Raw genomic sequence first — 24,853 nt, forward strand, 5'->3', positions numbered from 1 at the left:
TTCGGCAAAAACAAGAAAACGCTGCCTATTCAATTGGTTGAGCTCAAGGACTCGATGCTTTTCTGCAATGTTGATGCTGCTGCGTGACTTCCAGAGTTTCTTTTTCCTGTTACGGCGATGCCACTGGGGAATGAATGATCCGATCCGCGCTTGTGTCCATTGTCTGTCTGTTACCACTGTTATCGACTGAAGTGTTGGCCCGTCCGCCAGCGTCTGCCGGCCCGGTTGCCGCGCAGCATGATGCGCCGGTACGCGATCTGGCCGCCATTCGCAGCAGCAAGGTGCTGCGTGTGCTGGTCAATCAGAGTCGCAACAGCTCCGGCGACGTAAAGGGCCAGGAGATCGGCATCGAGTACCACCGTTTGCAGGCTTTCGAGCGTTACCTCAACAACCACGCGCGCGATGGCCAGAAGGTCACTTTCAAAATCATTCCCAAGGCGAAAAACCAATTGCTTACTGCGCTGCAGCGTGGCGACGGTGACCTGATCGCGCCGGGTGAGCTGCTGGATGTCAGCGAGGCCAAGGGCGTTCAGGCGAGTACCCCGATCATCCACGACGTGCCGCTGGTGCTGGTCGGGTTACGCGGTGACCGAAGCTTCAGGCGTGTCGAGCAGTTGTCCGGTCGAACCCTGAGCCTGCCGACCGGCAGCGCCGCCGATGAGGCATTGCACCAGGTCAACCGGCAATTGGAGTTGCGCAAGCTGCCGCCGGTGAAGATCGAGTGGGTGGATCCGAGCCTGGCGGTCGAAGACGTGCTGGAAATGGTCCAGGCCGGAATCTACCCAATGACCCTGGTCGAGCAGCCGATTGCCGAACGCTGGGCCGGTGTGATGCCCAGGCTGCGTCTGGATCGCGGACTGTCGTTGAAAACCCACGGCGATGTCAGTTGGTTCGTGCGTGACAACGCGACGGTGCTGCGCGCCAGCATCGACGACTTCCTGAAGGGCTACAAGCCGTCCACGAACCAGGATGTGGCGTTCGAAAAGGCCTACAAGAACATGTATCGGGTCAACAATCCGCTGGTGCGCGGCAACATTCAGCGGCTGGAACAGTTACGCCCGTTGCTGCAGCGTCATGCCGATGCGCAGGGCATGGACTGGCTGGATCTGGCGGCCCTGGCGTTCAAGGAGTCCAGACTTGACCCGGCGGCCAAGGGCAGTGGCGGAGCAACCGGCTTGCTGCAGATCACGCCCTCGGCGGCGAAGAGCGTTGGTGTCTCGAACATTCAGAATGCCGATGACAACGTTCGTGCGGCTTCGCGTTACATGGCCGCTATCAAGCGCAAGTATTTTTCCAGTCCCCGGGTCAACGAACGTGAGCGCATGGCGTTCACGATGGCCGCGTACAACATGGGACCGGAGCGCGTACAGGGCATGCGTGATGAGGCACGCAAACGCGGTCTCAACCCCAATCAGTGGTTCTTTCAGACCGAACGTATTGCGATGGAGCAGGGCGGCGCGAATGTCGTGACGTTCGTCAATAGCGTGAACAAGTACTATCTGGCGTTCGACCGTCAGCGCGATTCGCTGGAAAAAGAGGGTGCCGGAAAATCAACGGTCAAACGATGATCTAAAAATTCGATAGGTATGACGAATATATTGGGGTACTCATATGAATCAGCTTGATTATGATGGCGTCAATCCTACTTAATCAGTTACGGAACACCCCTATGAACGCCATGATCAAATCGGTTCTCACCAGCCGCGCCGGCTACGGCCTGACCATTCTGCGAGTCATTGTCGGCATCGCATTCATCGCCCACGGCAGCCAGAAACTGTTTGGCGCCTTTGGCGGCTATGGTCTGGAAGGCACTGCGCAGTACATGGAAAGCCTCGGTCTGACGCCGGGTTATCTGATGGCGCTGCTTTCCGGTGGGGCCGAGTTCTTCGGCGGTCTGGGCTTGCTGTTAGGGCTGTTGGCCCGTCCGGCTGCGGCACTGGTGACCGTTTTGCTGCTGGTGGCGATCTTCACCGTGCACATCGGTAACGGCTTCTTCATGGCCAACAACGGTTATGAATATGCCCTGGCATTGCTGGGCGGTGCGCTGGCGGTATTGATCGAAGGCGCAGGCAGGCTGTCACTGGATCGGGTGATCGCTCGATAATCGCGGCGCATTCATGCCAAGGCCCACTCGACAGTGGGCCTTTCGCATTTCAACGGGATTGCAGGGCAAGGTAATTGACAACAAATGGCGCGTTTCTCTAGGATGCGTGCTCAAGCGCCGATTTAACAACTACTTGCGGGGCGCCTGACAAGGCTCAAGTCTTGTCGAAATACCGCTAAAACGTTGGTTCGGTGTTGCCTCTCACCGCTGCCCAGCGGAGCTTCTGAGGCAGAGAAAAAACATGAACAACCTGCGCCCCCTTCTTCGTCTGTCGCCGATCAGCACTGTGCTGACGCGCAAAAATCCCAAAATTCTCCTCGCCGGTTCCCACCAGCCCACGCTGCTGCGGTATCTGGATGGCTGGCCACGTCGTCGTGGTGGTTCCTGTGCCTTCCTGATCCAGTTCGTCGACGCTCGCCAGTCGCTCGGCCATTTTGCCAACGATCAGTTCGATCTGGCCGTCATTCAGTCGCCAAACGCCGACGCTGTCGAGCAGATGATTGGTGACCTCACGCGTATCGCTCGTCAGGGACTGATCAACTTCGGTTGATCCGCGCCCGTGCTGTTTCGCTTATAAGGCATTATGCTGGCCCCCACCGTTTCGCTTGATAGGCAAAATCGCCGCCTTATCAAAGGATTAGGTGGTGTCTGCATGCGATTGGTTTATTGTGCTCTGGCGTGCCTGACGCTGTCGGGCATTGCGGTGTATGCCCAGGCTCGAAACGCGACGGAAAGTGAACGCTATCTGTGCCGTTGGGGCTCAACCATCGCGGGCGGCGCGCAGGCGTCCAAGCTGTCGGGCGTTACCCGCTACGGGGCGCGGCAGAAACTTCAGGCGCGTAAATTCGCCAAACAGTGGATGCGCCCGATGGCGCTGGGCATTACCGAACAGACCTACGACAGCGATTCGCGTCTCAAGCCTGACAGCGTGAAGCAGATCTACTACGACGGCTGCATTCGCCACGAGGTGGCGCGCCGCTAAGCGTTCAGCGAGCGTCTGTCGAGCTGATTTTTGTGTGTCCGGAGGACCGCCTTGAGTACAAAGATCATCACCAGACAGGGGCACGATGCCCTGAAGAAAGAGCTCGACTATCTGTGGCGCGAACACCGCCCCGACATCACGCAGAAGGTCGCCTGGGCAGCCTCGCTGGGCGACCGCAGTGAAAACGCGGACTATCAGTACAACAAAAAGCTGTTGCGCGAGATCGACCGTCGCGTGCGTTACCTGCGCAAACGACTGGAAGACATGCGCGTGGTGCAATACTCGCCCGAGCAGGAAGGCCGCGTGTTCTTCGGTGCCTGGGTGGAGATCGAAAATGAAGACGGCGCTCTGAAAAAATTCCGCATCGTGGGCTATGACGAGATCTACGGCCGCAACGACTACATTTCCATCGACTCGCCGATGGCCCGAGCGCTGTTGAAGAAAGAAGAGGGTGACGAAGTCATCGTCAATACGCCCGAGGGCGAGAAGCTGTGGTTCGTGAACAGCATCGTTTACGAAAAGTGAGCAAGACACAGAGCGCTCAGGCACTCTGCGTCTGTTAACGACTCAGCTTTCGCGCAGCACAGTCAACGGGCTGGCGTTCAGGGCGCGTCGGGTGCCAAACACACCGGCGCCGCCTACCAGCAATGCGCCGATCAGGGGCAGCAGCAACAGCCACGGGTGCGGGCTCCATTCCAGCGAAAACGCGTAGCGGTACAGCACGAAGCTCACCAGTTCACAGCCCAGTGCCGCCAATAGCCCACTCGCCGCACCCAGCAGTCCGAACTCGATCCTGCGTGACTGGATCAGCAGCGCGCGCTCCGCACCCAAGGCACGTAGCAGTGCGCCCTGACGGATGCGTTCATCCAGCGTCGCCTGCAATCCTGAAAACAGCACGGCGACACCCGCGGCCAGCACGAACAGCAAGACGAACTGCACGGCCAGTGTCACCTGGTCCAGAATACTGCGCACCTGCGCAAGCAAGGCTTCCACGCCCAGAATGCTGATGGACGGAAACGCTCGCGACAGTTCGACGATCTGCCTGTCCTGTCCGGCTGGCAGATAGAAGCTGGTCAGGTAGGTGGTTGGCAGGTCGGCAAGCGTGCCCGGCTGGAAGATCATGAAGAAGTTGGGCTGGAAGGTATCCCAGTTCACGTCCCGCAGGCTGGTAACGATTGCATCGCGGTTCAGACCGCCGACGATGAAGCTCAGGCGATCCCCCAGCTTGATCTGCAGACTGTCAGCCAGTTTGCTTTCGATCGAAACGCCCGGCGCGGCATCGGTCTGGCCGCTTGCGGGCAAGTCCTTCCACCAGTGCCCGGCAGTCAGTGTGTTGCCTTCGGGCAGATTGGCCGCCCAGGTCAGGCTCAGGTCACGTCGTGTGGCGTTTTCGCCGCGTGAGTCCTTGGTGACGAAGTTGCCGACCGGTTCGCCATTGATGCTGGTCAGGCGTCCCGGCACCACCGGATACAGCGGTGCTGCGTGGGTGGACAGCTTGCTCAGGGTCTGGGCGAAATTTTCCTTCTCCGAGGGCAGTACGTTGAGCACGAAATAGTTGGGCGCGTCCTTGGGTAGCTGATTTTGCCAGGTGTCGAGCAACTCGCCGCGCAGCAGCGCGATCAGGCCCATCGACAGCAGGATCAGGCCGAATGCCAGCGATTGACCGGCTGCGGCCAGCGGATAACGCAACAACTGACCCAGGCCCAGCCGCCAGGTCAGCGAAGCGCCCGACAGCAGGCGACGCAGGCTATTGAGCCCCAGCAGCAACAGGCTGCCCAGTACCAGCGCAGCAACGATGCCGCCGCCAAGCAGGGCAAAGGTCAGCACCAGATCCAGACTCAAGCGCCACATGATCAGACCCAGCGCGAGTAAGGCCGCGCCATACACCAGCCATGAACTGGCGGGGATCGGCAGCATGTCGCGACGCAGGACACGTAGCGGTGGGACGCGGCCCAGTGCCGCCAGCGGTGGCAGGGCGAAACCGGCCAGTGCGACCAGCCCCGTGCCCATGCCCGCAAGGGCGGGCAGCAAACCGCCCGCTGGAACCGTAGTTGGTAGCAGGTTCTGCAGCAGGGCGAACAGGCCCAGTTGCGCCAGCCAGCCCAGCACGGCACCGCTCAGGCTTGCCAGCAGGCCGATGATCGCCAGTTGCAGGCTGAACAGCGCCATCGTCTCGCCTCGCGACAGGCCCAGACAGCGCAGCAGGGCGCTGGCGTCGAAGCGCCGTGCAGCAAAACGCGACGCTGATAATGCAACTGCAACGCCAGCCAGCAGCACCGCGACCAGACTGGCCATGTTCAGATAACGCTCGGCCTTGCCCAGTGCGCCGCCGATTTGCTGACTGCCGTCGCGCGCGTCCTTGATTTCCTGATGCGGTTCGAGGCCCGGTTCGATGGCCTTGCGATAGTTGGCCAGCGCCTGCGGCGGGCCGCTCCACATTTCGCGATAGGTGACCCGGCTGCCGGGCTGCACCACACCGGTGGCGGCCAGATCCTGCAGGTTGATCATTACGCGCGGGGTGAGGCTGTAGAAGTTTCCGGCGCGGTCTGGCTCGTAGGTGAGTACCCGGGTCAGCTTCAAGGTCTTGGAGCCGACGTCGATGTCATCGCCGACCTTGAGGTTCACCGCAGGAAACAGCCGAGCCTCGGCCCAGGCTTCGCCGGGTTTTGGCCCGCGACTGGTCTCTTCGGTCTGATAGAGATCCGCCGCGCTTTTCAGCTCGCCCCGCAGCGGGTAGACGTCGTCGACAGCCTTGATGCTCGACAGCTGAATACCGGCGTCCGTGGCGATCACACTGGAGAACACCACGATCTGCGCGTGTTTGAGCTGCAGCCTTTCGCCTTCCTGAACCTGCTCCGGGCGGGCAGGGCTGGAGCCTTCCAGAATCAGGTCGGCACCCAGAAACTCGGTGGCACGCAGCGTCATCGCGCCATTGAGGCGGGCCCCGAAATATCCGATGGCGGTGCTGGCGGCGACGGCGACCAGCAGGGCAAAGAACAGTACCCGCAACTCACCGGCGCGGGCATCGCGCAACAGTTGGCGGGCGGCAAGGCTGAGCAGGCGAATAAAAGGCAGGCGTGCCATCAAGGCTCCAGCGGGGCGACCAGGCGGCCCCCTTCAAGACGGATCAAGCGCCGGCAACGATGGGCCAGGCGCTCGTCGTGAGTGACCAGCACCAGCGTCGTATTGCGCTCCTTGTTCAGTTCGAACAGCAGGTCGCTGATCCGCTCGCCGGTATGGCTGTCGAGATTGCCGGTGGGTTCGTCGGCAAACAGCACGTCCGGGTGCGCGGCGAAGGCGCGGGCGATGGCGACACGCTGCTGCTCGCCGCCGGACAACTGACGCGGGGTGTGAGTCAGGCGCTGCCCGAGGCCGACACGCTGCAGCAGGTCGCGGGCCTGCTCGCGTGCGTCGCGACGGCCCTCCAGCTCCATCGGCAGCATGACGTTTTCCAGTGCATTGAGGCTGTCGAGCAACTGGAACGACTGAAAAACGAATCCGACGTGCTCGGCACGCACCCGGGCGCGCTGGTCTTCGTCCAGTTCGCTCAGGTTGCGACCGGCGAGGATGACGGAGCCTGCGCTGGGCAGGTCCAGTCCGGCGAGCAGACCCAGCAGAGTGGATTTGCCCGAACCCGACGCGCCGACGATGGCCAGCGTGTCACCCTTGTTTAGTTCCAGGGAGAGTTCGTGCAGGATAGTCAGGTCACCTTCGGTGCTGGGGACCACTTTACTGAGGCTTTGGGCACTGAGAATACTTTCACTCATGGAGAATCCGATGCGTGCGTGGTTTTTAAGTGCTGGCCTGGGGTTGCTGCTGCTGTCACAGGGCGCAGTGGCGGGCACGGGGTTGATCGTTGGGGGTAGTATCAGCGCGGCTTTCGGACTGGATACCCGCGTCGGTTGGGTCAGCCTGCTTGAACAGCGGCTCAAGGAGCAGGGTTTCGACGACAAGGTGGTCAATGCATCGATCAGTGGCGACACCAGTGCCGGAGGCCGCGCGCGGCTGCCTGCGCTGCTTGCAGAGCATAAGCCTGAGCTGGTCATTCTCGAACTGGGTGGCAATGATGGCCTTCGTGGCCAGTTGCCTGCGCAATTGCAACAAAACCTTTCGTCGATGATCGACAGCGCCCGCGACGCCGGTGCGAAGGTCCTGTTGCTGGGGATGCGCATTCCGCCCAACTACGGCGCGCGATACACCAAGGCCTTCGAGGAGGTCTACAGCACGCTGGCCGAAGAGAAAAAGATCCCGCTGGTGCCGTTCTTTCTCGAGGGGGTCGGTGGGGTACCCCGGTTGATGCAGGCCGATGGACTGCATCCTGCCGCGGATGCTCAGGGAAAACTGCTGGAAAATGTCTGGCCGACCCTGAAACCGCTGCTTTGAGGCTTTTCCAGGCGAGAGCTTTCGGCTAATGTGGCGCCCCCGATCTGGAGCCCCCCATGCCGCGTCCCGCCTGGTCCCTTTATGCCTACCAAATGCTCGAGCCCGATGAGCAACTGGATCTGTTCGCGTGCCAGGAAGTACGGGTGCATCTGATCGCTCGTCAACTGGAACTGGGCGGCTCCATCGACCGTACCTTGTGCGGCACCTTGTTGCCGGCTCAGCCGCATCTGGCGGCGGTCGAGCTCGATGCGCTGCGCGATGAGCGCCTCTGTCCGCTGTGCAAGGCGATTCTCGATGCCCAGCGGCGCGGGATGAACCCCATCTGGCCCGAGTTGTAATCATTGCCGGCACGGTGGAGCAGATCTCCCCGCTTCGCCGGACGCAGGTGTACACTTCAGTTCTTTCCCATATCCCCGTTACCCGAAGGATCTTCCCGGATGTTGTCGCGCATTCCAGCCGTTACCCGCTGTCTGTCACTTGCTGCTCTCTGCGCGGCGAGCTCTGTCCATGCCCTGGAGTTTCCTTTGCCGCCGCCCGGCGAAGACATCGTCGGTCAGGTGCAGGTCATCAAGGCGAAGTACGAAGACACGTTCGCTGACATTGGCACGCAATACGATCTGGGCTATCTGGAAATGATCGCGGCCAACCCTGGTGTCGATCCGTGGCTGCCGGGGGCGGGCAAGGATATCGTGTTGCCGACCCGTTTCATCCTGCCGCCGGGTCCGCGTGAAGGGATCGTGATCAATCTGGCCGAGTACCGCATGTATTACTACCCGAAAGGCCAGAACGTGGTGCACACCTACCCGTTGGGCGTAGGCCGTGAAGGCTGGGGGTCGCCGATCGGCGTGACCAAGGTGACGGCCAAGACGCCGAACCCGACCTGGACGCCGCCTGCCTCGATCAAGGCCGAACACGCCGCCGACGGTGACCCGTTGCCTAACGTCGTACCGGCCGGTCCGGACAATCCGCTGGGGCCGTTCAAGTTCGGTCTGGGTATGTCCGGCTACCTCATTCATGGTTCGAACAAGAAGTTCGGCATCGGCATGCGCACCAGTCACGGTTGCTTCCGTATGTACAACGACAACGTGCTTGAGTTGGCTGAGATGGCTCCGGTCGGGACTACGGTGCGGATCATCAGTGAGCCTTACAAGTTTGGTCTGAGCGGTGGCAAGGTGTATCTGGAGGCGCATACACCTGTGGATGATCTGGGCAATCCGTCGGTGGTGGACAAGCACACGGCGGTCATCAATGCGTTGCTCAAGCGTGATGATCTGGCCAATAACCTGCGGATGAACTGGGATCTGGTGCGTGATGTGGTTGCGGCTGAGGATGGTATGCCGGTTGAGATCGCTGTACCGGGTGCTGCGTCGGCTGCGGCTGAAGCGCCGGTGATCTTTCAGTAATTGGCGAGGGGTTGGTTTTTTTGATCGTGCCCGTCGCTTCACATGGGTATGTCGCCCGTGACGCTCTGCGTCACCGTTGGGTATGGAGCTGCGGGATGTCAGTATTTTGCTTCGGCGTCTGTGGCCAGTCTTCGTGTCATGGCGGGCTCTGAATATCCAGGAGCGCGCCCAATAAAAAAGCCGACCCGTTGTCGGGTCGGCTTTTCAACAATCCCGAGGGGATTATTACTTGCGGCTAGCCTTGTCCAACATGCGCAGGGCGCGCTCGTTGGCTTCGTCAGCAGTTTGCTGTGCTTTTTGAGCAGCAGCCAGAGCTTCGTCAGCCTTGCGGTAGGCTTCGTCGGCACGTGCTTGCGAACGGGCTGCTGCGTCTTCGGTAGCTGTCAGACGAGCTTCGGTTTCTTTGGATACGCTGCTGCAACCGGTGGCCAGAACTGCTGCCAGAGCCAGAGCAGAGAATTTCAGAACGTTGTTCATCGTGTTCCCCTTCAAGGACTTTTTTCAAATTAGTCATCTCTCGAAAGTGAGAAAATGACCGGCGTACATAGTACCCATTGTTTGTAGTAAGTAAACGCACGAAGCGCAAGAAGGGCATAAATTTCTTGGCTTTGAAAGTGTTCCGCGTTACTTCTCATGCAAACTGTCTAAAAACTATCCATCTTGCTGCGGCTTGATATCGGCCATCGTTTGCCCGGTATTGCGCTTTCAGACCGTGATGGACTAAGCGGGTCTGAACCGTCGCACGTCAATCGGATTGCCGGTCGCCGGGAGTTGTGGCGTTGTCCGCGCTTGTTTTTATGCTTTTTTATATGCACCACACTTGAGCATCTGCGCCAATGACGCCTACTATTTACAGGTGCTCTTTGCAGAGATCAGCCAGGCTCTTCTCGGTGTCAAAAACAGGCACAGGGTGGCGTAGATGTTCCTTCGCCGGAAAAAGATCGGTAAGGTAGGGGTCAAATTCCAAGACCCGCGAGGAGTAGCGATGAGCGAGGCGTTGTCCATCCACCATGATCAGACCGGCCACCAGTTCGAAATTAATATCGACGGTCATCGTGCCTACCTGACCTATATGGATCTGGGGAAACAGACCCTGGATTTCTACCGGACTTTCGTCCCTGATGCTTTGCGCGGCAGAGGTATTGCGGCGGCCCTGACTGAAAAGGCCCTCGATTACGCCGACAGCATGGGCTACACCGTGATTCCGTCCTGCTCCTATGTCGAGCGTTACATGGAGCGTCATCAACGGCAGGCTGCCAAGATCTGATTCGCGTCAGGTCATAATGCCTGTAACAGAAAAACGCCGAGCATGTGCTCGGCGTTTTCGTGAGTGCAGGACAGTTACTTGCGTGTGCGGGCAGGCAGAATGTCCTTGAGCTTGGCGTGCATGCCGCGCAAGGTCTTCTCGGTGCTTTCCCAGTCGATGCAGGCGTCGGTGATGGATACGCCGTACTGCAATTCCGACAGGTCCTTCGGAATCGCCTGACAACCCCAGTTCAGGTGGCTTTCGACCATCAGACCAATGATCGACTCGTTGCCTTCCAGAATCTGGTTGGCGACGTTTTCCATGACCAGCGGTTGCAGGGCAGGGTCCTTGTTGGAGTTGGCGTGGCTGCAATCGACCATGATATTGGGACGAATGCCGGCCTTGTTAAGCGCCTGTTCACAGAGCGCGACGCTCACCGAGTCATAGTTGGGCTTGCCGTTGCCGCCACGCAGCACGACGTGACCATAGGCATTGCCTTTGGTGGTGACGATGGACACGCCGCCTTCCTGGTTGATACCCAGAAAACGATGCGGGCTGGAAACTGACTGCAAGGCATTGATGGCCACGGTCAGGCCGCCATCGGTGCCGTTCTTGAAGCCAACGGCCGAGGACAGGCCGGATGCCATTTCGCGGTGCGTCTGGGATTCGGTGGTCCGGGCGCCGATGGCCGACCAACTGATCAGGTCCTGCAGGTATTGCGGGGAGATCGGGTCCAGCGCTTCGGTCGCGGTCGGCAGGCCCATTTCGGCCAGGTCCAGCAGCAACTGACGACCGATGTGCAGGCCGTCCTGAATCTTGAACGAGTCGTCCAGATACGGATCGTTGATCAGGCCTTTCCAGCCGACGGTCGTGCGAGGCTTCTCGAAATAGACGCGCATCACCAGATACAGCGTGTCCGAAACCTCGGCCGCCAGTGCCTTGAGGCGTTCGGCGTATTCCTTCGCCGCTTTCAGGTCGTGGATCGAGCACGGGCCGATCACGATGAACAGGCGGTGATCATTGCCGTCGAGAATGTTGCGGATCACTTCGCGGCCCTGGCTGACGGTGTGCAAGGCAGCGTCGGTCAGAGGGATGTCGCGCTTGAGCTGATCCGGCGTGATCAAAGTCTCGTTGGATGCAACGTTGAGGTCGTCAATCGGTAAATCAGCCATCGTGTTACTCATCAGGTCGCGGGTACTGGCCGCCTGCGATCCCCTGTGCGGCGGTGCCCAGCAGGTTTGAGCGCAGTGGGGAGCGGAACCTTAGCGCGTTAACCCGCTGTTCGACAATGGGCAAAGCAGGGCATCGGGCCGGTTTACCGTCCGCCAGTCCGGGCGTCTTCGCCCGTTTTGGCCTTGGCTCACCGTGTGTCCTGCCGGGGCTGACGCATCTGTCATTTGCAACCGCGGGCCTCGCGACGGATAGTGTGCGTCCAGAGGTGAGGGTATTTTGTTGAGAGAACTGCAACTGAGCGACTTCGACATTGATCATCAATTGCTCGGGCTGGGCGGCACTTCACTGCTGATTTTCACCAGCGTCGGCTGCTCCGCCTGTCGCTGGGCCCGGCAGCAATTGCCCGGCATGGAGCTGCCCGTCGATCGGTTGTGCTGGATCGACGCTCAGGACAATGGCGGCGCGGTGCAGCGTTATGAGGTATTTCATCTGCCCGCGCTGTTCGTGGTCCGGGACGGCGTGTTCTACGGTGGGCTTCGAGCGCCCCTGACCTTCGAAGGGCTGGCGTCGGCGCTGGACCGTGCGCTGTGCGGGACACCTGACGAATTGCCCTGAAACAGACAGTCAGCAAGAGAGACGTTATGAGCAGTGAAACGAAGCGGCCGCGAATCGGCATCGTGGGCACCGGTGCCATTGGCGGCTTTTATGGCCTCATGCTGGCGCGGGCCGGATTCGATGTGCATTTCCTGCTGCGCAGTGAGTTCGACGCCGTGGTCAGCAACGGCCTGCAGGTCCACAGCGCCGTTCATGGCGATCTGCATCTTGATCCGGTGCAGGCGTACTCTTCAGCCGCTGATGTACCGCCTTGTGACTGGTTGCTGGTCGGCACCAAAAGCACCGGCAACGCCGCGCTGGGGCCGATCATCACTCGGATGGCGGCTGAGGGCGCGAAAGTCCTGTTGCTGCAGAACGGGTTGGCGGTTGAAGAGCAGCTGCGAGCCGTATTGCCGGAAAATCTGCACCTGCTGGGCGGGTTGTGTTTCGTCTGTGTGCACCGCACTGCTCCGGGCATGGTCACGCATCAAGCGTTCGGAGCTGTTAGCGTGGGCTATCACAGTGGTCCGGCAGCGGATCAGGCTGAACGTCTGTCAATTGTCGAGGCTGGCGCGCAGATGTTCAGGCAGGCCGGGGTCGAGGCGCATGTGATGGCCGATCTGCAGCAGGCGCGCTGGCAGAAGCTGGTGTGGAACGTGCCGTACAACGGGCTCTCGGCATTGCTGCGTACCAGCACCTCGCAACTCATGAGTGACCCCGCCAGCCGCGAACTGGTGATGGCATTGATGGATGAGGTCGTGCAGGGCGCTCGGGCCTGCGGTCATGTCCTGCCTGACGGGTTCGCACAGCACTTGTTTGCCGTCACTGAAAGCATGCCGGACTACAAACCCAGCATGCATCACGATCTGGTTGAAAAACGTCCGCTAGAGCTGGACGCCATTTATGCTCGTCCACTGGCCGCTGCGCTCGAGGCGGGCTGCGACATGCCGCGAATGCGCACGCTGTATCAGGCGCTGGCCTTTGTCGATCGGAACCCTTGATGAGTACAAACCCTGAAGGTGAGCGTCCCTATGGCCGATGCTGAAGACCACAAGCTGGTGCTGGCGATTTCTTCGCGAGCGCTGTTCGATCTGAGCGACAGCCATGCGGTGTACATGGCTGAGGGGGTCGAGGCCTACCGCCAGTATCAGATCGAGCACGAAGACGAAATTCTCGAGCCGGGCGATGCCTATCTGTTGGTGGAGAAGCTGCTCAGCCTCAACGCCAGCCTGAGCAAGGCGCGGGTCGAAGTGGTGCTGGTGTCGCGCAACAGTGCCGACACCGGACTGCGGGTGTTCAATTCGATTCAGCACTACGGGCTGGACATCAGCCGCGCCGCTTTCGTTGGCGGCCGCAGTCCTTATCCTTATCTGGCGGCGTTTGGCTGCCATCTGTTTCTGTCGACCCATGCTGAGGACGTGCGCAGTGCGCTGGACGCCGGATTTGCTGCAGCGACCATCCTGTCCGGAGGGGCGCGACGGGCGGCCAGCGCGGAGTTGCGCATCGCGTTCGATGGCGATGCGGTGCTGTTTTCCGATGAGTCGGAGCGCGTCTATCAGTCAGGTGGCCTGGCCGCGTTTCAGGCCAGCGAGCGCGAGTCGGCCCGTGAGCCTTTGCGGGGCGGGCCGTTCAAGCCGTTTCTCGCGGCGCTCAACCTGTTGCAGCGTGAGTTTCCCGAGGCCAGTTGTCCGATCCGCACCGCGCTGGTGACCGCCCGTTCGGCGCCTGCCCATGAACGCGTGATCCGTACCCTGCGTGAATGGGATATCCGGCTGGATGAGTCACTGTTTCTCGGCGGGCTGCAGAAGGCGGCATTTCTTGAAGCGTTCGCCGCCGATGTGTTCTTCGACGATCAACCGGGACACTGCGAAAGGGCCCGCGAGGTAGTGGCGACCGGCCACGTGCCCCACGGAATCACCAATGAGATCAAGCTTTGAGCGGACCGACCGTCAATTGTCCGCCGTCGCAGCCTTTGGCGCGCTGCTAAGCTGAATCAATCTCCGCCATTGTGGCTGTTAGGGAGGTTGTATGGTTCGTTCGATGCTGTATGCCACAGACCTCGGTCTGTACGCGCCCTATGTGACACAGCATGCGCTGGCATTGGCCCGGACGTTCGATGCCGAACTTTACGTTATCCATGTCGTAGAGCCCATGGGGCTGTTCGCCGAGTCGGTGTTGCAGAGTTATCTGGGTGAGGATGCGTTGAAGGAACTTCACAACAGGGGTGTGAGTGCGTTCATGGATGGAATAGAGCAACGGATGCTCGACGGGTTTCGTGAAGAACTGGGTGAAGGTCATAAAGACCTGTCTTTCATCCGCACAGTGCGGGTCGTTCAGGGAGAACCCTCCAGCGTTATTCTTGAGCAGGCGCGAAAACTGGATGTGGATTTGCTTGTGGTGGGCAGTCACAGCCACAGGGCGAAAGAGGGCGCGTCGATCGGTCGTACGGCCGCCAGGGTTCTACAGCTTTCCGAAGTACCGGTTTACATGGTGCCCATGATGCAGAACAGAGGGCGAGGGTAGAGCGAAGGTTCAGAGGTTTAATTGGCGGTTTAAGTGAAATCGAGCGTGCCATCGCCTTACAAAGGTGATAAAAAGTTCTAGAATTATTCGCCTGACCATTAATCCAGTTATATACCGTCGCTGATGCCCCTAGGGTTTATCTGCTTTGAGGGATACATATGAAGCTCCAACAACTGCGCTACATTTGGGAAGTGGCGCACCACGACCTCAACGTTTCCGCGACGGCACAGAGCCTTTACACGTCACAGCCCGGTATCAGCAAGCAGATCCGTCTGCTTGAAGACGAACTGGGGGTCGAGGTGTTTGCGCGCAGCGGCAAGCACTTGACGCGTGTCACACCGGCAGGCGAGCGCATCATCACCACGGCGGGTGAGATTTTGCGCAAGGTCGAAAGCATCAAACAGATCGCCCAGGAATTCTCCAACGAGAAAAAGGGTACGCTGTCGATTGCAACGACGCACACTCAGGCGCGCTATGCCTTACCGCCTGTCATCAGCAATTTCATCAGGCAATACCCGGATGTGGCGTTGCACATGCATCAGGGATCGCCCACGCAGATCGCCGAAATGGCGGCTGACGGTACCGTTGATTTCGCCATCGCCACTGAAGCGCTCGAACAGTTCAGTGATCTGGTGATGATGCCGTGCTATCGCTGGAACCGATGCGTCGTGGTGCCTCAGGGTCATCCCCTGACCAAGGCGCCGAAACTGACGCTGGAGCTGCTCGCCGAATACCCGATCGTGACGTACGTCTTCGGTTTTACCGGGCGCTCCAAGCTGGACGAAGCCTTCAGTCATCGTGGCCTGGTGCCCAAGGTGGTGTTCACAGCGGCGGACGCCGACGTGATCAAGACTTACGTGCGGCTCAATCTGGGTGTGGGGATCGTCGCCAGGATGGCAGTGGACGAGGAGCTGGACAGCGATCTGGTGATTCTGGATGCCAGCGACCTGTTCGAGTCCAGTGTGACCAAAATCGCCTTCCGTCGCGGCACGTTCCTGCGCGGCTTCATGTGCGACTTCATCGAAAAATTCGCCCCGCACCTGACCCGCGAAGTCATGGCCAAGGCGATTACTTGCCACAACAAGCAGGACATGGAAGAGTTGTTCGCCAACGTCGAGCTTCCGGTTCACTGACCGGCCCTGCACCAGACAGCGTTCATTGCGGGCCTGATTCGCCGCCCGCAATGACGCCGCAAAACGTCAATCCCCGATCGGTCAGACCTTGGCGATCAGATTGCCTGCATGCAGGCCGCACTCTTTCTGAGTGGCCTCTTCCCACCACCAACGACCTTCGCGCTCGTGCTGGTTGGGCAGTACAGGACGTGTGCAGGGTTCGCAGCCGATACTGATGAAACCGCGCTCGTGCAGGCTGTTGTAAGGCAGTTCCAGCATCCGGATATAACCCCAGATTTCTTCACTGCTCATCTGCGCCAGCGGGTTGAACTTGTACAGCGTGCGCTCGGGTGTCGAAAACGCCGTATCGATCTCCAGCGCTGCCACCGTGCTGCGCGTGCCCGGGCTCTGGTCGCGGCGCTGGCCAGTGGCCCAGGCCTTGACGCCCGACAGCTTGCGTCGCAGCGGTTCGATCTTGCGCACCCCACAGCATTCGCCGTGACCGTCGCGATAGAAGCTGAACAGTCCTTTTTCCTTGACGAAGGGTTCGAGCTTGCTCTGGTCTGGCGACATGATCTCAATGTCGATCTTGTAGTGCTCGCGCACTTGTTCGATGAAACGGTAGGTCTCCGGGTGCAGACGCCCGGTGTCGAGGCTGAACACCTTGACGTTTTTGTTCAGCTTCCAGGCCATGTCCACCAGCACCACGTCTTCGGCGCCGCTGAAGGAAATCCACAGCTCGTCACCGAAATGTTCGAAGGCCAGTTTCAGAATGTCCTGCGCAGACTTGTTCGCATAAGTCGTCGCCAGCTCGGCGACGTCGAAGGGTTGGCTCATCAGGCGGCTTCCTGGGTAAAGGGTGGCGCTTAAGCGCTCGTGATGGCGGCAATGGTAACAAAATCCATCGTGCCGTGGCCGCTGCGCACCAACCCGTGGTGCGTTGCGCGGGGTAGGTCGAGCGGCTAGAGTGCGGCTTCCCTTTGTCGTGAAGTGCCCTTTGAGGAGTGTTTTGTGGAAATTGCCTGTCTCGATCTGGAAGGTGTGCTGGTACCGGAAATCTGGATTACCTTTGCCGAGAAAACCGGTATCCAGTCCTTGCGCGCCACGACACGGGACATTCCCGACTACGACGTGCTGATGAAGCAGCGTCTGCGCATTCTCGACGAACATGGCCTGAAGCTGTCAGACATTCAGGAAGTGATCGGCACCCTCAAACCGCTGGACGGCGCGGTAGAGTTCGTCGACTGGCTGCGCGAGCGCTTTCAGGTGGTGATTCTGTCGGACACCTTTTATGAGTTCTCCCAGCCGCTGATGCGTCAGTTGGGCTTTCCGACCTTGCTGTGTCATCGTTTGATCACCGATGAGACCGATCGGGTCATCGGCTATCAGTTACGTCAGAAAGACCCCAAACGCCAGTCGGTATTGGCCTTCAAGAGTCTGTATTACCGCATCATCGCGGCGGGCGATTCCTACAACGACACGACCATGCTGGGCGAGGCCGATGTCGGCATTCTGTTCCACGCCCCTGAAAATGTGATCCGCGAGTTTCCGCAGTTCCCGGCGGTGCATACCTTCGAGGACTTGAAGACGGCGTTCATCAATGCTTCGAACAGGGACCTGACGCTTTAGAAACGCTTCGCGCATGGCTGGCGGAAGTTGCCGTTTGCTGAACGTGCCCACTGCATGTGGGCGTGCACATTCAGTGCTTCAGAGCGCGTTCAGGGTGTCGAGCAGTACGCGGACTTTGGTAAACGTTTCCTGGTATTCCGCCTCGCACTCCGAGTCTGCGACTATCCCGCCGCCGCCCCAGCATGAAATCACGCCGTTCTTGATCAGCAAGCTGCGGATGGCGATGGAGCTGTCCATTTCTCCGCGTACGTCCAGGTAGATCAGCGAGCCGCAATACAGGCTGCGTCGGGTCGGCTCCAGTTCGTCGATGATCTGCATGGCCCGAATCTTCGGCGCGCCGGTGATCGAACCACCGGGGAAGCTGCCGGCGATCAGGTCCAGAGCGTCATGGTCCGCCGCCAGCTCACCGGTCACGCTGCTGACCAGATGGTGCACGTTGGGGTAACTCTCCAGGCTGAACAGCTCAGGCACTCTCACCGATCCCGTTCGGCAGCTGCGGCCCAGGTCGTTGCGCAGCAAGTCGACGATCATCAGATTTTCCGCACGGTCCTTTTCACTGGCCAGCAACTGCTCGGCAAAGGCAGCGTCTTGCGCCGGGTCGGCGCCACGCGGGCGGGTGCCTTTGATCGGGCGGGTTTCGACCTGCCGATCACTGACTTTGACGAAGCGCTCAGGGGACAGACTCAGAATCGCATCGTCGCCCGGCAGGGTCAGATAACCTGCAAAGGGTGTCGGACAGGCTGCGCGCAAGGCGCGATAGGCTTGCCAGGCGTCTCCCGAGCAGGGGGCCTGGAAGCGCTGCGTGAGATTGACCTGATAACAGTCGCCCGCCTGAATGTATGCCTGAATGCGCTCGAAGGCCGTTCGATAATCGGCGGCGTCAATGCCCGGCTGGAACGGCCGCTGCAGGGCGAACGGAGCAGAAGTCGGGCTGGCGACGCCGGTATCACTGAACACCTCGATCAGCCGGTGCCGCTCGGTATCGGTCATGACCGGATGAAACATCAACTGGCTGGTCTGCGCCTGATGGTCGCTGATCAGTGCCCAGCCATACAGGCCCAGCCGGGCGTCGGGCAGGTGCAGGTCATCGCGGGAGTGGCTCGGCAATGGCTCCAGACGACGGCCGAAGTCGTAGCTCAGGTAGCCGATCAGTCCTCCGGCGAACGGCAGCAGGCAGCCGGGTGGCAGGTCGGCGCGACCCATCGACGCCAGCCCTTCGCGCAGTCGGCCCAGGTAGGCGCTGGCGCTTTCTCTATCCTCTGCCGCCAGGGTCTGCTGCGGCCAGGCGCTCAGCAGGTCGAAGCGACCACGTTGCGCCGTGGGTCTGCCGCTGTCGAGCAGGACTGCGCCCGGTGCCTGGCGAATCCGTGAAAAATACACGGCCGGGTCGGCGCTGTACGGCAGGGAGTGTAATGAGCAGATGGGCATGTCGTAACGTCAGTGGGGAGGCGCGGCCGGGGATTGTAATCCGCCGGCCGGATGCCTCCTAGGGGTATGTCGGGATTGGGCAGCCGATCAGCGCAATCAGGCGCTGGGTACGTGGCCGAACAGCGCCTGCACGAAGTCGACCCGTTCCTGAGGCGTTTCCTGCCGACCCTCCAGAGCCAGTTGCTCAATGCGCGCTTCCACCGCCTGGGTGCGGTGAGTCAGGCCGCTGTCGTTGGCAATCTGGATATTCAGGCCGGGACGGGCGTTGAGCTCAAGGATAAGGGGGCCTTTGTCCTGATCGAGCACCATGTCGACGCCGATGTAGCCCAGCCCGCACAACTCGTAACATTCAGCTGACAGCTTCATGAAACCGTCCCAGTTAGGCAGTTGCACGCCATCGACCGAGTTGGTGGTGTCCGGGTGTTTGCTGATGATGCTGTTCAGCCAGGTGCCCTGCAAAGTAATACCCGTGGCCAGATCGACACCGACGCCAATGGCGCCCTGGTGCAGATTGGCCTTGCCGCCCGATTGACGTGTGGGCAGACGCAACATGGCCATCACCGGGTAGCCCATCAGCACGATAATGCGGATGTCCGGCACGCCTTCGTAACTGATGCTCTTGAATATCGGGTCCGGCGTGACCCGATATTCGATCAGCGCCCGATCGCGGTGCCCGCCCAGCGAATACAGCCCGGTCAGGATGCTGGACACCTGGTGCTCGATTTCCGACTTGCTGATGATGCGTCCCGACACCGTGCGATAGCGGTCTTCGAAGCGGTCGGCGATTACCAGAATGCCGTCGCCGCCCGCACCCTGAGCCGGTTTGATCACGAAGTCGTTGCGTCCGCCGATGATCTCGTCGAGCTGATCGATTTCCTTTTCTGTGGAAATCACGCCATACATCTCGGGCACATGAATACCCGCCTGGATGGCGCGTTCCTTGGTGATGATCTTGTCATCGACGATCGGGTACAGGCTGCGCTTGTTGTACTTGAGCACGTAATCAGCGTTACGCCGGTTGATGCCCATGATGCCGCGCGCTTCCAGCGCCTTCCAGGTTTTCCACCAGCCGATCACTTGGCCTGTTCCTCTTTGAGGAATGCCTTGAAGCGCATCAGCTCGGTCAGGCGATAGCCACGGTACCTGCCCATCGCCAGCATGAAGCCGACCAGCACCAGCAGCACGGCCGGGAAGGTGAACACGAAGTAGGTCAGCTCCGGCACGCTCATAATCAGATGCGCCAGCGAAGCCGCGAACAGTGTACCGATGGCGACTTTCATTGCATGGCTGGCCCCGCGTTCTTCCCAGGTGATGGACAGGCGTTCGATGGTCATGGTCAGAATCACCATGGGGAACAGGGCGACCGACAATCCGCGCTCCAGCCCCAGTTTGTGGCTGAACAGGCTGATGGCGGCGATCAGAACCACCACGAAGGTCAATACCACCGACAGCCTTGGCAGCATCTGCAGTTTCAGGTGTTCCAGGTACGAGCGTAGCGAAAGCCCCAGTGCGGTGATCACCGTGAACAGCGCGATGCCAAAGCCCAGCTGGGTTTCGCGAAAGGCCAGCGCAATCAGCACCGGGGTGAACGTGCCCAGCGTCTGCAAGCCGATCAGGTTGCGCAGAATGAGGATAACGAGCACACCAATCGGGATCATCACCATGATCATGAACGTCTGCTGAGTCTGCAGCGGCAAGCCGTACAGCGAATAGGCGAGGAAGTCCGAGTCGGTGCTGGCGTCGGTCAGCTTGGCCAGGCGCATGGCGTTCATTTCGCTGTTGTTCAGGCTGAACGTGACCTGCACTTTCTTGCCGCCCTCGACTGTGACCAGGTTTTCGTCACCGGTCCACCACAGCAGGCGGTCGTCCGGCAGGCCTGCTTCGCCGGTTTCCGGGTTGAAGTACAGCCATTCCTTGCCGTTGAAGCTGCGCAGCCACAGTTCCGGTGTCTGCGGCTGATCGGCTTGCAGGCGAATGGTGTGGGCTTTCTCCATCGGCACATGGGCTACCGACAGCAGCAATTCGATGACCTGGGCTTTCTTGCCGGCCGAGATGTCGCCGGCCAGCAACAGTTTGACGTTATCGTCGTTCAGGTTGTTGACGCGTTTGATAGCCTCGGTGATGAACGTTTCGACATCGGCCGAATGCTGACGGATCGGCGCGAGCAAGGCTTCGGCGGCGATCTTTTCCGGGCCTTCGACCGGCAGGCTGTCACGGAAGATCGGGCCCTTGAGCTTGGGCTTTTCACCGCTGTAGCGCTTGGTCAGGACCAGTCGGTAGTACAGCGTCTGGTTGCCGGTGGCGCGTCGGGTCGACCAGGTCACCCTGCGATTGCCGTCGCCGCGGTTGACGCTCACGCCGTAGTTATTGGAAATGAAGCTTTCATTGAGACTGATGTAGTCGTGGGCCAGCGGCGGCACGAACATCTGTATCTTGACCGAGTCCTTGGGGTTGGCAACGAACTCGACCTTGGCGTCGATATTCCACAGGTCATCGGTTTCGTCTTCGGTCACCGGGATGCCGAGCGCCAGTATCTGATACGCCGTGATCGCAATGCCCAGGGTCACCAGGGCAGTGATCAGGATTTTCAGATGGAGCGTGAGAGAGCGCATGTATTTACTCTGCGTTTTGAGCGACGGAAGCGCAGCCAGGCTTCCCTGCCGCATATTTAAGACTTGGATCGACCAGCGCATCGAAGTGTTTCAGGGCTTCGGAGCCGATCAAAAGCGGGTATTGGAAAGCACTTCGGTCGGTCAAGTTCACTTCTATGGTGCGTAAAACTTCACCCATGCAGACCGACAGACTGATGACCGGGCGGGCGGTGTATTGTTTCTCGTCATCCGGGTCGCGGTCGTCGGCGCGCCGCTTGATCTTGCTGACCCGTGCCAGCGGCCGTTCGATGGGGTGAGCGTGACTGTCATCGATGGCCAGATAGAAGCGTACCCAGCTTTCGCCGTTGCGCTTGAAGTGCTTGATGTCGCGGGCGCTGAGCGATGCTGTCTTGGCCCCGGTGTCGAGCTTGGCGGCGACTTCAAGGTCAATGTCGGCGAGCTGTGCGTATTCGTTCAGGCCATAGACTGTCTTGGTGGCGGCGACGCAGAACGTCGGCAAAAACAGCAGGCAGAGCAGCGTAGTGAAGGTCTGTGGTCTCATAAATCCTGGCGCGATGAGCGAAAACTGAAGGTCAGGGCGCAAACGGGATGGGCCTGATGATGGGCAGTCGGGGGTCGCAGGCCGAGGTCCGGGACCGGGACGGCGCAGTGCAGACGTGGCGCGCATTCTAGCATGATGCCTTTGAGGCGCCAGTTTTACGCCGCTGCCGCGCTACGAAATCTGGCGTCGGTAAGAAGCTCGCCATTAGATGATTGTCGACAATCCGGGTTTTGCCTTTGACGTTAAGGGCTCATGGAGCTAGATTTGTCGTCATCGAAGAGTCAGGTGTCAACAATGTTGAGCGTACTCGAAAGTGCCACTGCGTTTGGCGACGATTCGGAAACCCTGTCCGAGAACGTCTTCCGGCGCATTCAGGCGGCCATCGTCAAGGGTGAGATCGCGCCCGGCAGCAAGATTTCCGAACCGGAACTGGCGCGTACTTATGGCATCAGTCGCGGTCCGCTGCGCGAGGCCATTCATCGCCTTGAAGGTCAGCGGCTGGTGGTACGCGTCCCGCATGTGGGCGCGCGCGTCGTGTCGCTCAGTCATGCCGAGCTGATCGAGCTGTATGAAATCCGCGAATCCCTCGAAGGCATGGCCTGCCGACTGGCTGCCGAGCGCATGACCACCGGGGACATCGACGAGCTGCGCCGGGTGCTCGACACCCATGAGCGCGACGCGGCATTCCAGGCCGGTGTCGGTTACTACCAGCAGGAAGGTGACTTCGACTTCCATTACCGGATCATTCAGGGCAGCGGCAACCGCACCCTCAGCCAAATGCTTTGCGGCGAGCTCTATCAGTTGGTGCGCATGTACCGCATTCAGTTTTCCACCACGCCCAATCGGCCTCGCCAGGCGTTCGCCGAGCACCACCGCATTCTCGATGCCATCGCCGAGCGCGATGGCGAACTGGCCGAATTATTGATGCGCCGCCACATCGGTGCGTCCAGACGCAACATCGAGCGCCATTATCAGGCGGCTAAAGACCGAGGTGAACAATGAGTCGCGACACCCCAACTCCCGGACAGCGTTTTCGTGACGCCGTCGCCGCCGAACAACCGTTGCAGGTCGTCGGTGCCATCAACGCCAATCATGCATTGCTCGCCAAACGTGCCGGTTTCAAGGCGATCTACCTGTCCGGTGGCGGTGTGGCTGCCGGCTCGCTGGGCATTCCGGATCTGGGCATCACCGGGCTGGAGGACGTATTGATCGACGTGCGACGCATCACCGATGTCTGCGACCTGCCTTTGCTGGTCGATGTCGACACTGGTTTCGGTTCGTCTGCATTCAACGTGGCGCGCACCGTGCGTTCGATGATCAAAGCGGGGGCCGCAGCGATTCACATCGAAGATCAGGTCGGCGCCAAGCGCTGCGGGCATCGTCCGAACAAGGAAATCGTGTCACAGCAGGAAATGGTCGACCGCATCAAGGCCGCCGTCGATGCGCGCACCGATGAGAGTTTCGTGATCATGGCGCGCACCGATGCGCTGGCGGTCGAGGGCCTCGAGTCCGCGTTGGAACGTGCCGCGGCCTGCATCGAAGCCGGTGCGGACATGATCTTTCCGGAAGCCATCACCGAGTTGGCCATGTACAAACAATTCGCCAACCGCGCCGGTGTGCCGATCCTGGCCAATATTACTGAATTCGGCGCGACGCCGCTGTTCACGGTCGACGAGTTGCGAGAGGCCGACGTATCACTGGTGCTCTATCCTTTATCGGCGTTCCGCGCCATGAACAAGGCTGCGGAAAATGTCTACGGCGTGATCCGTCGCGACGGTACGCAGCAGAACGTGATCGAGACCATGCAGACCCGCATGGAACTGTATGACGCCATCGATTACCACACCTTCGAGCAAAAACTCGATGCACTGTTCGCGCAGAAGAAGGGCTGATGAGCGACAGTCGTTCCATCGCCGTTCGCGCCTTTGCGGAGCGGGGCATGATCGTTTTCACGAATCGCCAATTCCCGACAATTTCAAAAACTGGAGAATGCAATGGCTGAAGCAAAAGTATTGAGCGGCGCCGGGCTGCGGGGTCAGGTTGCCGGGCAGACGGCCCTGTCCACAGTGGGCATGGCCGGTGCCGGTCTGACCTATCGCGGCTATGACGTACGCGAACTGGCTGCCGATGCACGCTTTGAAGAAGTCGCCTACTTGCTGCTCTATGGCGAACTGCCCACCCAGATCCAGTTGACCACCTACCTGCAGCGGCTCAAGGCGCTGCGCGAGTTGCCGCAGGCCCTGAAAGAGGTGCTGGAACGCATTCCCGCCGACACCCATCCGATGGACGTCATGCGCACCGGTGCGTCGATGCTCGGCACCCTCGAGCCGGAACGCAGTTTCGAGCAGCAGCGCGACGCCACCGACCGGCTGCTGGCCGCCTTCCCGGCGATCATGTGCTATTGGTATCGCTTCAGCCATGAAGGCAAGCGCATTGACTGTGTCACCGACGAGGACTCTATCGGCGGGCATTTCCTGCACCTGCTGCTGGACAAAACGCCCAGCGAGCTGCACCGCAAGGTCATGGACGTCTCGCTGATTCTGTACGCCGAGCACGAGTTCAACGCCTCGACCTTTACCGCCCGTGTCTGTGCCTCGACGCTGTCCGACCTGTATTCGTGCATCACTGCCGCCATCGGCACCTTGCGCGGCCCGCTGCATGGCGGCGCCAACGAAGCGGCCATGGAAATGATCCAGCGCTTTGGCTCGGCCGATGAAGCGACTCAGGGCACGCTGGGCATGCTGGAGCGCAAGGAAAAGATCATGGGCTTCGGCCATGCGATCTACAAAGAGTCCGACCCGCGCAACGAGGTCATCAAGGGCTGGTCGAAAAAGCTCGCCGATGAAGTGGGCGACACCGTGCTGTTTCCGGTGTCCGAGGCCATCGACAAGGTCATGTGGGAGCAGAAGAAGCTGTTTCCCAATGCTGACTTCTACCATGCCTCGGCCTATCACTTCATGGGCATCCCCACCAAGTTGTTCACGCCGATCTTCGTCTGTTCGCGCCTGACCGGGTGGGCGGCCCACGTGTTCGAGCAGCGCAGCAACAACCGCATCATTCGTCCAAGCGCCGAGTACACCGGCGTCGAGCAACGCAGTTTCGTGCCCATCGAGCAGCGCTGAG

27 protein-coding genes are annotated in these 24,853 nt (G+C 60.1%); 18 read left to right on the top strand and 9 right to left on the bottom strand.

Features of this window, described 5'->3' with window-relative positions; genetic code table 11:
* The first annotated feature begins 134 nt into the window (after positions 1–134).
* The 5 genes from BZK31_RS06575 to greB all read left to right on the top strand — a co-directional run bounded on the left by BZK31_RS06575 (position 135) and on the right by greB (position 3,611).
* The gene (locus tag BZK31_RS06575) at positions 135–1,568 is read left to right on the top strand and encodes an MltF family protein (RefSeq protein WP_083181981.1); all 1,434 of its coding nucleotides are present in this window, start codon (positions 135–137) and stop codon (positions 1,566–1,568) included.
* 101 nt (positions 1,569–1,669) lie between these two features.
* Positions 1,670–2,104 (top strand): DoxX family protein, encoded by a 435-nt coding sequence (locus BZK31_RS06580; protein ID WP_083181982.1) that lies wholly within the window; start codon positions 1,670–1,672, stop codon positions 2,102–2,104.
* 241 nt (positions 2,105–2,345) lie between these two features.
* Complete coding sequence (locus tag BZK31_RS06585; protein ID WP_083181983.1) at positions 2,346–2,654, top strand: hypothetical protein; 309 nt, start codon at positions 2,346–2,348, stop codon at positions 2,652–2,654.
* A 102-nt stretch (positions 2,655–2,756) separates the two neighbouring features.
* Positions 2,757–3,086, top strand: coding sequence for a hypothetical protein (locus BZK31_RS06590; RefSeq protein WP_083181984.1), 330 nt, complete (start codon positions 2,757–2,759; stop codon positions 3,084–3,086).
* 51 nt (positions 3,087–3,137) lie between these two features.
* Complete coding sequence (gene greB / locus BZK31_RS06595) at positions 3,138–3,611, top strand: transcription elongation factor GreB (protein WP_083181985.1); 474 nt, start codon at positions 3,138–3,140, stop codon at positions 3,609–3,611.
* A 42-nt stretch (positions 3,612–3,653) separates the two neighbouring features.
* On the opposite strand, the gene BZK31_RS06600 is transcribed toward greB, so the two are convergent.
* Both BZK31_RS06600 and BZK31_RS06605 read right to left on the bottom strand, forming a co-directional pair.
* Entirely contained in the window at positions 3,654–6,170 is a 2,517-nt protein-coding gene (locus BZK31_RS06600) for an ABC transporter permease (RefSeq protein WP_083181986.1), read from the bottom strand.
* On the bottom strand, positions 6,170–6,853 hold the full coding sequence (locus BZK31_RS06605) for an ABC transporter ATP-binding protein (RefSeq protein ID WP_083181987.1): 684 nt from the start codon (positions 6,851–6,853) through the stop codon (positions 6,170–6,172). The genes BZK31_RS06600 and BZK31_RS06605 overlap by 1 nt, the downstream gene beginning before the upstream one ends.
* A gap of 10 nt (positions 6,854–6,863) precedes the next feature.
* On the opposite strand from BZK31_RS06605, the gene BZK31_RS06610 reads away from it, so the two are divergent.
* The 3 genes from BZK31_RS06610 (at position 6,864) to BZK31_RS06620 (ending at position 8,872) form a co-directional block, all read left to right on the top strand.
* Positions 6,864–7,469, top strand: coding sequence for an arylesterase (locus BZK31_RS06610; RefSeq protein ID WP_083181988.1), 606 nt, complete (start codon positions 6,864–6,866; stop codon positions 7,467–7,469).
* Positions 7,470–7,525: 56 nt separating this feature from the next.
* Positions 7,526–7,807: a hypothetical protein gene (locus BZK31_RS06615; protein ID WP_083181989.1), complete on the top strand. Its 282-nt coding sequence runs from the start codon at positions 7,526–7,528 to the stop codon at positions 7,805–7,807.
* Between the two features lie 99 nt (positions 7,808–7,906).
* Entirely contained in the window at positions 7,907–8,872 is a 966-nt protein-coding gene (locus BZK31_RS06620) for a L,D-transpeptidase family protein (RefSeq protein ID WP_083181990.1), read from the top strand.
* 225 nt (positions 8,873–9,097) lie between these two features.
* On the opposite strand, the gene oprI is transcribed toward BZK31_RS06620, so the two are convergent.
* A complete protein-coding gene (gene oprI, locus BZK31_RS06625; protein WP_002553018.1) occupies positions 9,098–9,349 on the bottom strand; it encodes an outer membrane lipoprotei OprI in 252 nt (83 codons plus the stop codon).
* A 508-nt stretch (positions 9,350–9,857) separates the two neighbouring features.
* Between oprI and BZK31_RS06630 the strand changes: the two genes are divergently transcribed.
* Positions 9,858–10,139: a GNAT family N-acetyltransferase gene (locus BZK31_RS06630; RefSeq protein ID WP_004887702.1), complete on the top strand. Its 282-nt coding sequence runs from the start codon at positions 9,858–9,860 to the stop codon at positions 10,137–10,139.
* Between the two features lie 74 nt (positions 10,140–10,213).
* Here the strand turns inward: BZK31_RS06630 and BZK31_RS06635 are convergent, their stop codons facing one another.
* On the bottom strand, positions 10,214–11,290 hold the full coding sequence (locus tag BZK31_RS06635) for a 3-deoxy-7-phosphoheptulonate synthase (protein WP_083181991.1): 1,077 nt from the start codon (positions 11,288–11,290) through the stop codon (positions 10,214–10,216).
* Between the two features lie 280 nt (positions 11,291–11,570).
* Between BZK31_RS06635 and BZK31_RS06640 the strand changes: the two genes are divergently transcribed.
* The 5 genes from BZK31_RS06640 to cysB all read left to right on the top strand — a co-directional run bounded on the left by BZK31_RS06640 (position 11,571) and on the right by cysB (position 15,541).
* A complete protein-coding gene (locus BZK31_RS06640) occupies positions 11,571–11,906 on the top strand; it encodes a YbbN family protein (protein WP_083182054.1) in 336 nt (111 codons plus the stop codon).
* A 26-nt stretch (positions 11,907–11,932) separates the two neighbouring features.
* On the top strand, positions 11,933–12,886 hold the full coding sequence (locus BZK31_RS06645; RefSeq protein WP_083181992.1) for a putative 2-dehydropantoate 2-reductase: 954 nt from the start codon (positions 11,933–11,935) through the stop codon (positions 12,884–12,886).
* Between the two features lie 30 nt (positions 12,887–12,916).
* Positions 12,917–13,822, top strand: coding sequence for a 5'-nucleotidase (locus BZK31_RS06650; protein WP_083181993.1), 906 nt, complete (start codon positions 12,917–12,919; stop codon positions 13,820–13,822).
* A 91-nt stretch (positions 13,823–13,913) separates the two neighbouring features.
* Positions 13,914–14,408, top strand: a complete 495-nt coding sequence (locus BZK31_RS06655; RefSeq protein ID WP_083181994.1) for a universal stress protein — start codon at positions 13,914–13,916, stop codon at positions 14,406–14,408.
* 158 nt (positions 14,409–14,566) lie between these two features.
* Positions 14,567–15,541 (top strand): HTH-type transcriptional regulator CysB, encoded by a 975-nt coding sequence (gene cysB, locus BZK31_RS06660; RefSeq protein ID WP_083181995.1) that lies wholly within the window; start codon positions 14,567–14,569, stop codon positions 15,539–15,541.
* Positions 15,542–15,622: 81 nt separating this feature from the next.
* Here cysB and BZK31_RS06665 read toward each other — a convergent pair whose 3' ends face one another.
* Positions 15,623–16,357, bottom strand: a complete 735-nt coding sequence (locus BZK31_RS06665) for a phosphoadenylyl-sulfate reductase (protein WP_083181996.1) — start codon at positions 16,355–16,357, stop codon at positions 15,623–15,625.
* A gap of 174 nt (positions 16,358–16,531) precedes the next feature.
* Between BZK31_RS06665 and thrH the strand changes: the two genes are divergently transcribed.
* The gene (thrH, locus tag BZK31_RS06670) at positions 16,532–17,149 is read left to right on the top strand and encodes a bifunctional phosphoserine phosphatase/homoserine phosphotransferase ThrH (protein ID WP_083181997.1); all 618 of its coding nucleotides are present in this window, start codon (positions 16,532–16,534) and stop codon (positions 17,147–17,149) included.
* 78 nt (positions 17,150–17,227) lie between these two features.
* On the opposite strand, the gene pabB is transcribed toward thrH, so the two are convergent.
* From pabB to rloA, 4 genes are all read right to left on the bottom strand, one after another.
* Positions 17,228–18,577 (bottom strand): aminodeoxychorismate synthase component I, encoded by a 1,350-nt coding sequence (gene pabB / locus BZK31_RS06675; RefSeq protein WP_083181998.1) that lies wholly within the window; start codon positions 18,575–18,577, stop codon positions 17,228–17,230.
* Between the two features lie 96 nt (positions 18,578–18,673).
* Positions 18,674–19,651, bottom strand: a complete 978-nt coding sequence (locus tag BZK31_RS06680; protein ID WP_167377874.1) for an alpha-L-glutamate ligase-like protein — start codon at positions 19,649–19,651, stop codon at positions 18,674–18,676.
* Positions 19,651–21,189 (bottom strand): osmotic stress tolerance membrane protein RloB, encoded by a 1,539-nt coding sequence (gene rloB / locus BZK31_RS06685; protein WP_083182000.1) that lies wholly within the window; start codon positions 21,187–21,189, stop codon positions 19,651–19,653. Before rloB ends, BZK31_RS06680 begins: the two co-directional genes overlap by 1 nt.
* A gap of 4 nt (positions 21,190–21,193) precedes the next feature.
* Positions 21,194–21,730, bottom strand: coding sequence for a retropepsin-like aspartic peptidase RloA (gene rloA / locus BZK31_RS06690; protein ID WP_083182001.1), 537 nt, complete (start codon positions 21,728–21,730; stop codon positions 21,194–21,196).
* Positions 21,731–22,024: 294 nt separating this feature from the next.
* On the opposite strand from rloA, the gene BZK31_RS06695 reads away from it, so the two are divergent.
* The 3 genes from BZK31_RS06695 (at position 22,025) to prpC (ending at position 24,852) form a co-directional block, all read left to right on the top strand.
* Entirely contained in the window at positions 22,025–22,732 is a 708-nt protein-coding gene (locus BZK31_RS06695; RefSeq protein WP_083182002.1) for a GntR family transcriptional regulator, read from the top strand.
* A complete protein-coding gene (gene prpB, locus BZK31_RS06700; protein WP_083182003.1) occupies positions 22,729–23,622 on the top strand; it encodes a methylisocitrate lyase in 894 nt (297 codons plus the stop codon). The genes BZK31_RS06695 and prpB overlap by 4 nt, the downstream gene beginning before the upstream one ends.
* A gap of 102 nt (positions 23,623–23,724) precedes the next feature.
* Positions 23,725–24,852 carry a bifunctional 2-methylcitrate synthase/citrate synthase gene (gene prpC, locus BZK31_RS06705; RefSeq protein WP_083182004.1) on the top strand — a complete coding sequence of 376 codons (1,128 nt, stop codon included), beginning with the start codon at positions 23,725–23,727 and terminating at the stop codon, positions 24,850–24,852.
* Position 24,853: the final 1 nt, after the last annotated feature.

The sequence above is a fragment of the Pseudomonas floridensis genome (genome assembly GCF_002087235.1).
Classification (GTDB): domain Bacteria; phylum Pseudomonadota; class Gammaproteobacteria; order Pseudomonadales; family Pseudomonadaceae; genus Aquipseudomonas; species Aquipseudomonas floridensis.

Excerpts from the sequence above, each read along its gene's own strand:
- BZK31_RS06695 (WP_083182002.1), top strand. The coding sequence starts at position 22,025 with ATGTTGAGCGTACTCGAAAGTGCCACTGCGTTTGGCGACGATTCGGAA.
- prpB (WP_083182003.1), top strand. The coding sequence starts at position 22,729 with ATGAGTCGCGACACCCCAACTCCCGGACAGCGTTTTCGTGACGCCGTC.
- BZK31_RS06665 (WP_083181996.1), bottom strand. The coding sequence starts at position 16,357 with ATGAGCCAACCCTTCGACGTCGCCGAGCTGGCGACGACTTATGCGAAC.
- BZK31_RS06620 (WP_083181990.1), top strand. The coding sequence starts at position 7,907 with ATGTTGTCGCGCATTCCAGCCGTTACCCGCTGTCTGTCACTTGCTGCT.
- BZK31_RS06635 (WP_083181991.1), bottom strand. The coding sequence starts at position 11,290 with ATGGCTGATTTACCGATTGACGACCTCAACGTTGCATCCAACGAGACT.
- oprI (WP_002553018.1), bottom strand. The coding sequence starts at position 9,349 with ATGAACAACGTTCTGAAATTCTCTGCTCTGGCTCTGGCAGCAGTTCTG.
- BZK31_RS06615 (WP_083181989.1), top strand. The coding sequence starts at position 7,526 with ATGCCGCGTCCCGCCTGGTCCCTTTATGCCTACCAAATGCTCGAGCCC.
- prpC (WP_083182004.1), top strand. The coding sequence starts at position 23,725 with ATGGCTGAAGCAAAAGTATTGAGCGGCGCCGGGCTGCGGGGTCAGGTT.
- BZK31_RS06600 (WP_083181986.1), bottom strand. The coding sequence starts at position 6,170 with ATGGCACGCCTGCCTTTTATTCGCCTGCTCAGCCTTGCCGCCCGCCAA.
- BZK31_RS06645 (WP_083181992.1), top strand. The coding sequence starts at position 11,933 with ATGAGCAGTGAAACGAAGCGGCCGCGAATCGGCATCGTGGGCACCGGT.
- BZK31_RS06610 (WP_083181988.1), top strand. The coding sequence starts at position 6,864 with ATGCGTGCGTGGTTTTTAAGTGCTGGCCTGGGGTTGCTGCTGCTGTCA.
- BZK31_RS06585 (WP_083181983.1), top strand. The coding sequence starts at position 2,346 with ATGAACAACCTGCGCCCCCTTCTTCGTCTGTCGCCGATCAGCACTGTG.
- BZK31_RS06655 (WP_083181994.1), top strand. The coding sequence starts at position 13,914 with ATGGTTCGTTCGATGCTGTATGCCACAGACCTCGGTCTGTACGCGCCC.
- rloA (WP_083182001.1), bottom strand. The coding sequence starts at position 21,730 with ATGAGACCACAGACCTTCACTACGCTGCTCTGCCTGCTGTTTTTGCCG.
- BZK31_RS06590 (WP_083181984.1), top strand. The coding sequence starts at position 2,757 with ATGCGATTGGTTTATTGTGCTCTGGCGTGCCTGACGCTGTCGGGCATT.
- cysB (WP_083181995.1), top strand. The coding sequence starts at position 14,567 with ATGAAGCTCCAACAACTGCGCTACATTTGGGAAGTGGCGCACCACGAC.
- BZK31_RS06575 (WP_083181981.1), top strand. The coding sequence starts at position 135 with ATGATCCGATCCGCGCTTGTGTCCATTGTCTGTCTGTTACCACTGTTA.
- BZK31_RS06650 (WP_083181993.1), top strand. The coding sequence starts at position 12,917 with ATGGCCGATGCTGAAGACCACAAGCTGGTGCTGGCGATTTCTTCGCGA.
- rloB (WP_083182000.1), bottom strand. The coding sequence starts at position 21,189 with ATGCGCTCTCTCACGCTCCATCTGAAAATCCTGATCACTGCCCTGGTG.
- BZK31_RS06630 (WP_004887702.1), top strand. The coding sequence starts at position 9,858 with ATGAGCGAGGCGTTGTCCATCCACCATGATCAGACCGGCCACCAGTTC.
- BZK31_RS06580 (WP_083181982.1), top strand. The coding sequence starts at position 1,670 with ATGAACGCCATGATCAAATCGGTTCTCACCAGCCGCGCCGGCTACGGC.
- BZK31_RS06605 (WP_083181987.1), bottom strand. The coding sequence starts at position 6,853 with ATGAGTGAAAGTATTCTCAGTGCCCAAAGCCTCAGTAAAGTGGTCCCC.
- pabB (WP_083181998.1), bottom strand. The coding sequence starts at position 18,577 with ATGCCCATCTGCTCATTACACTCCCTGCCGTACAGCGCCGACCCGGCC.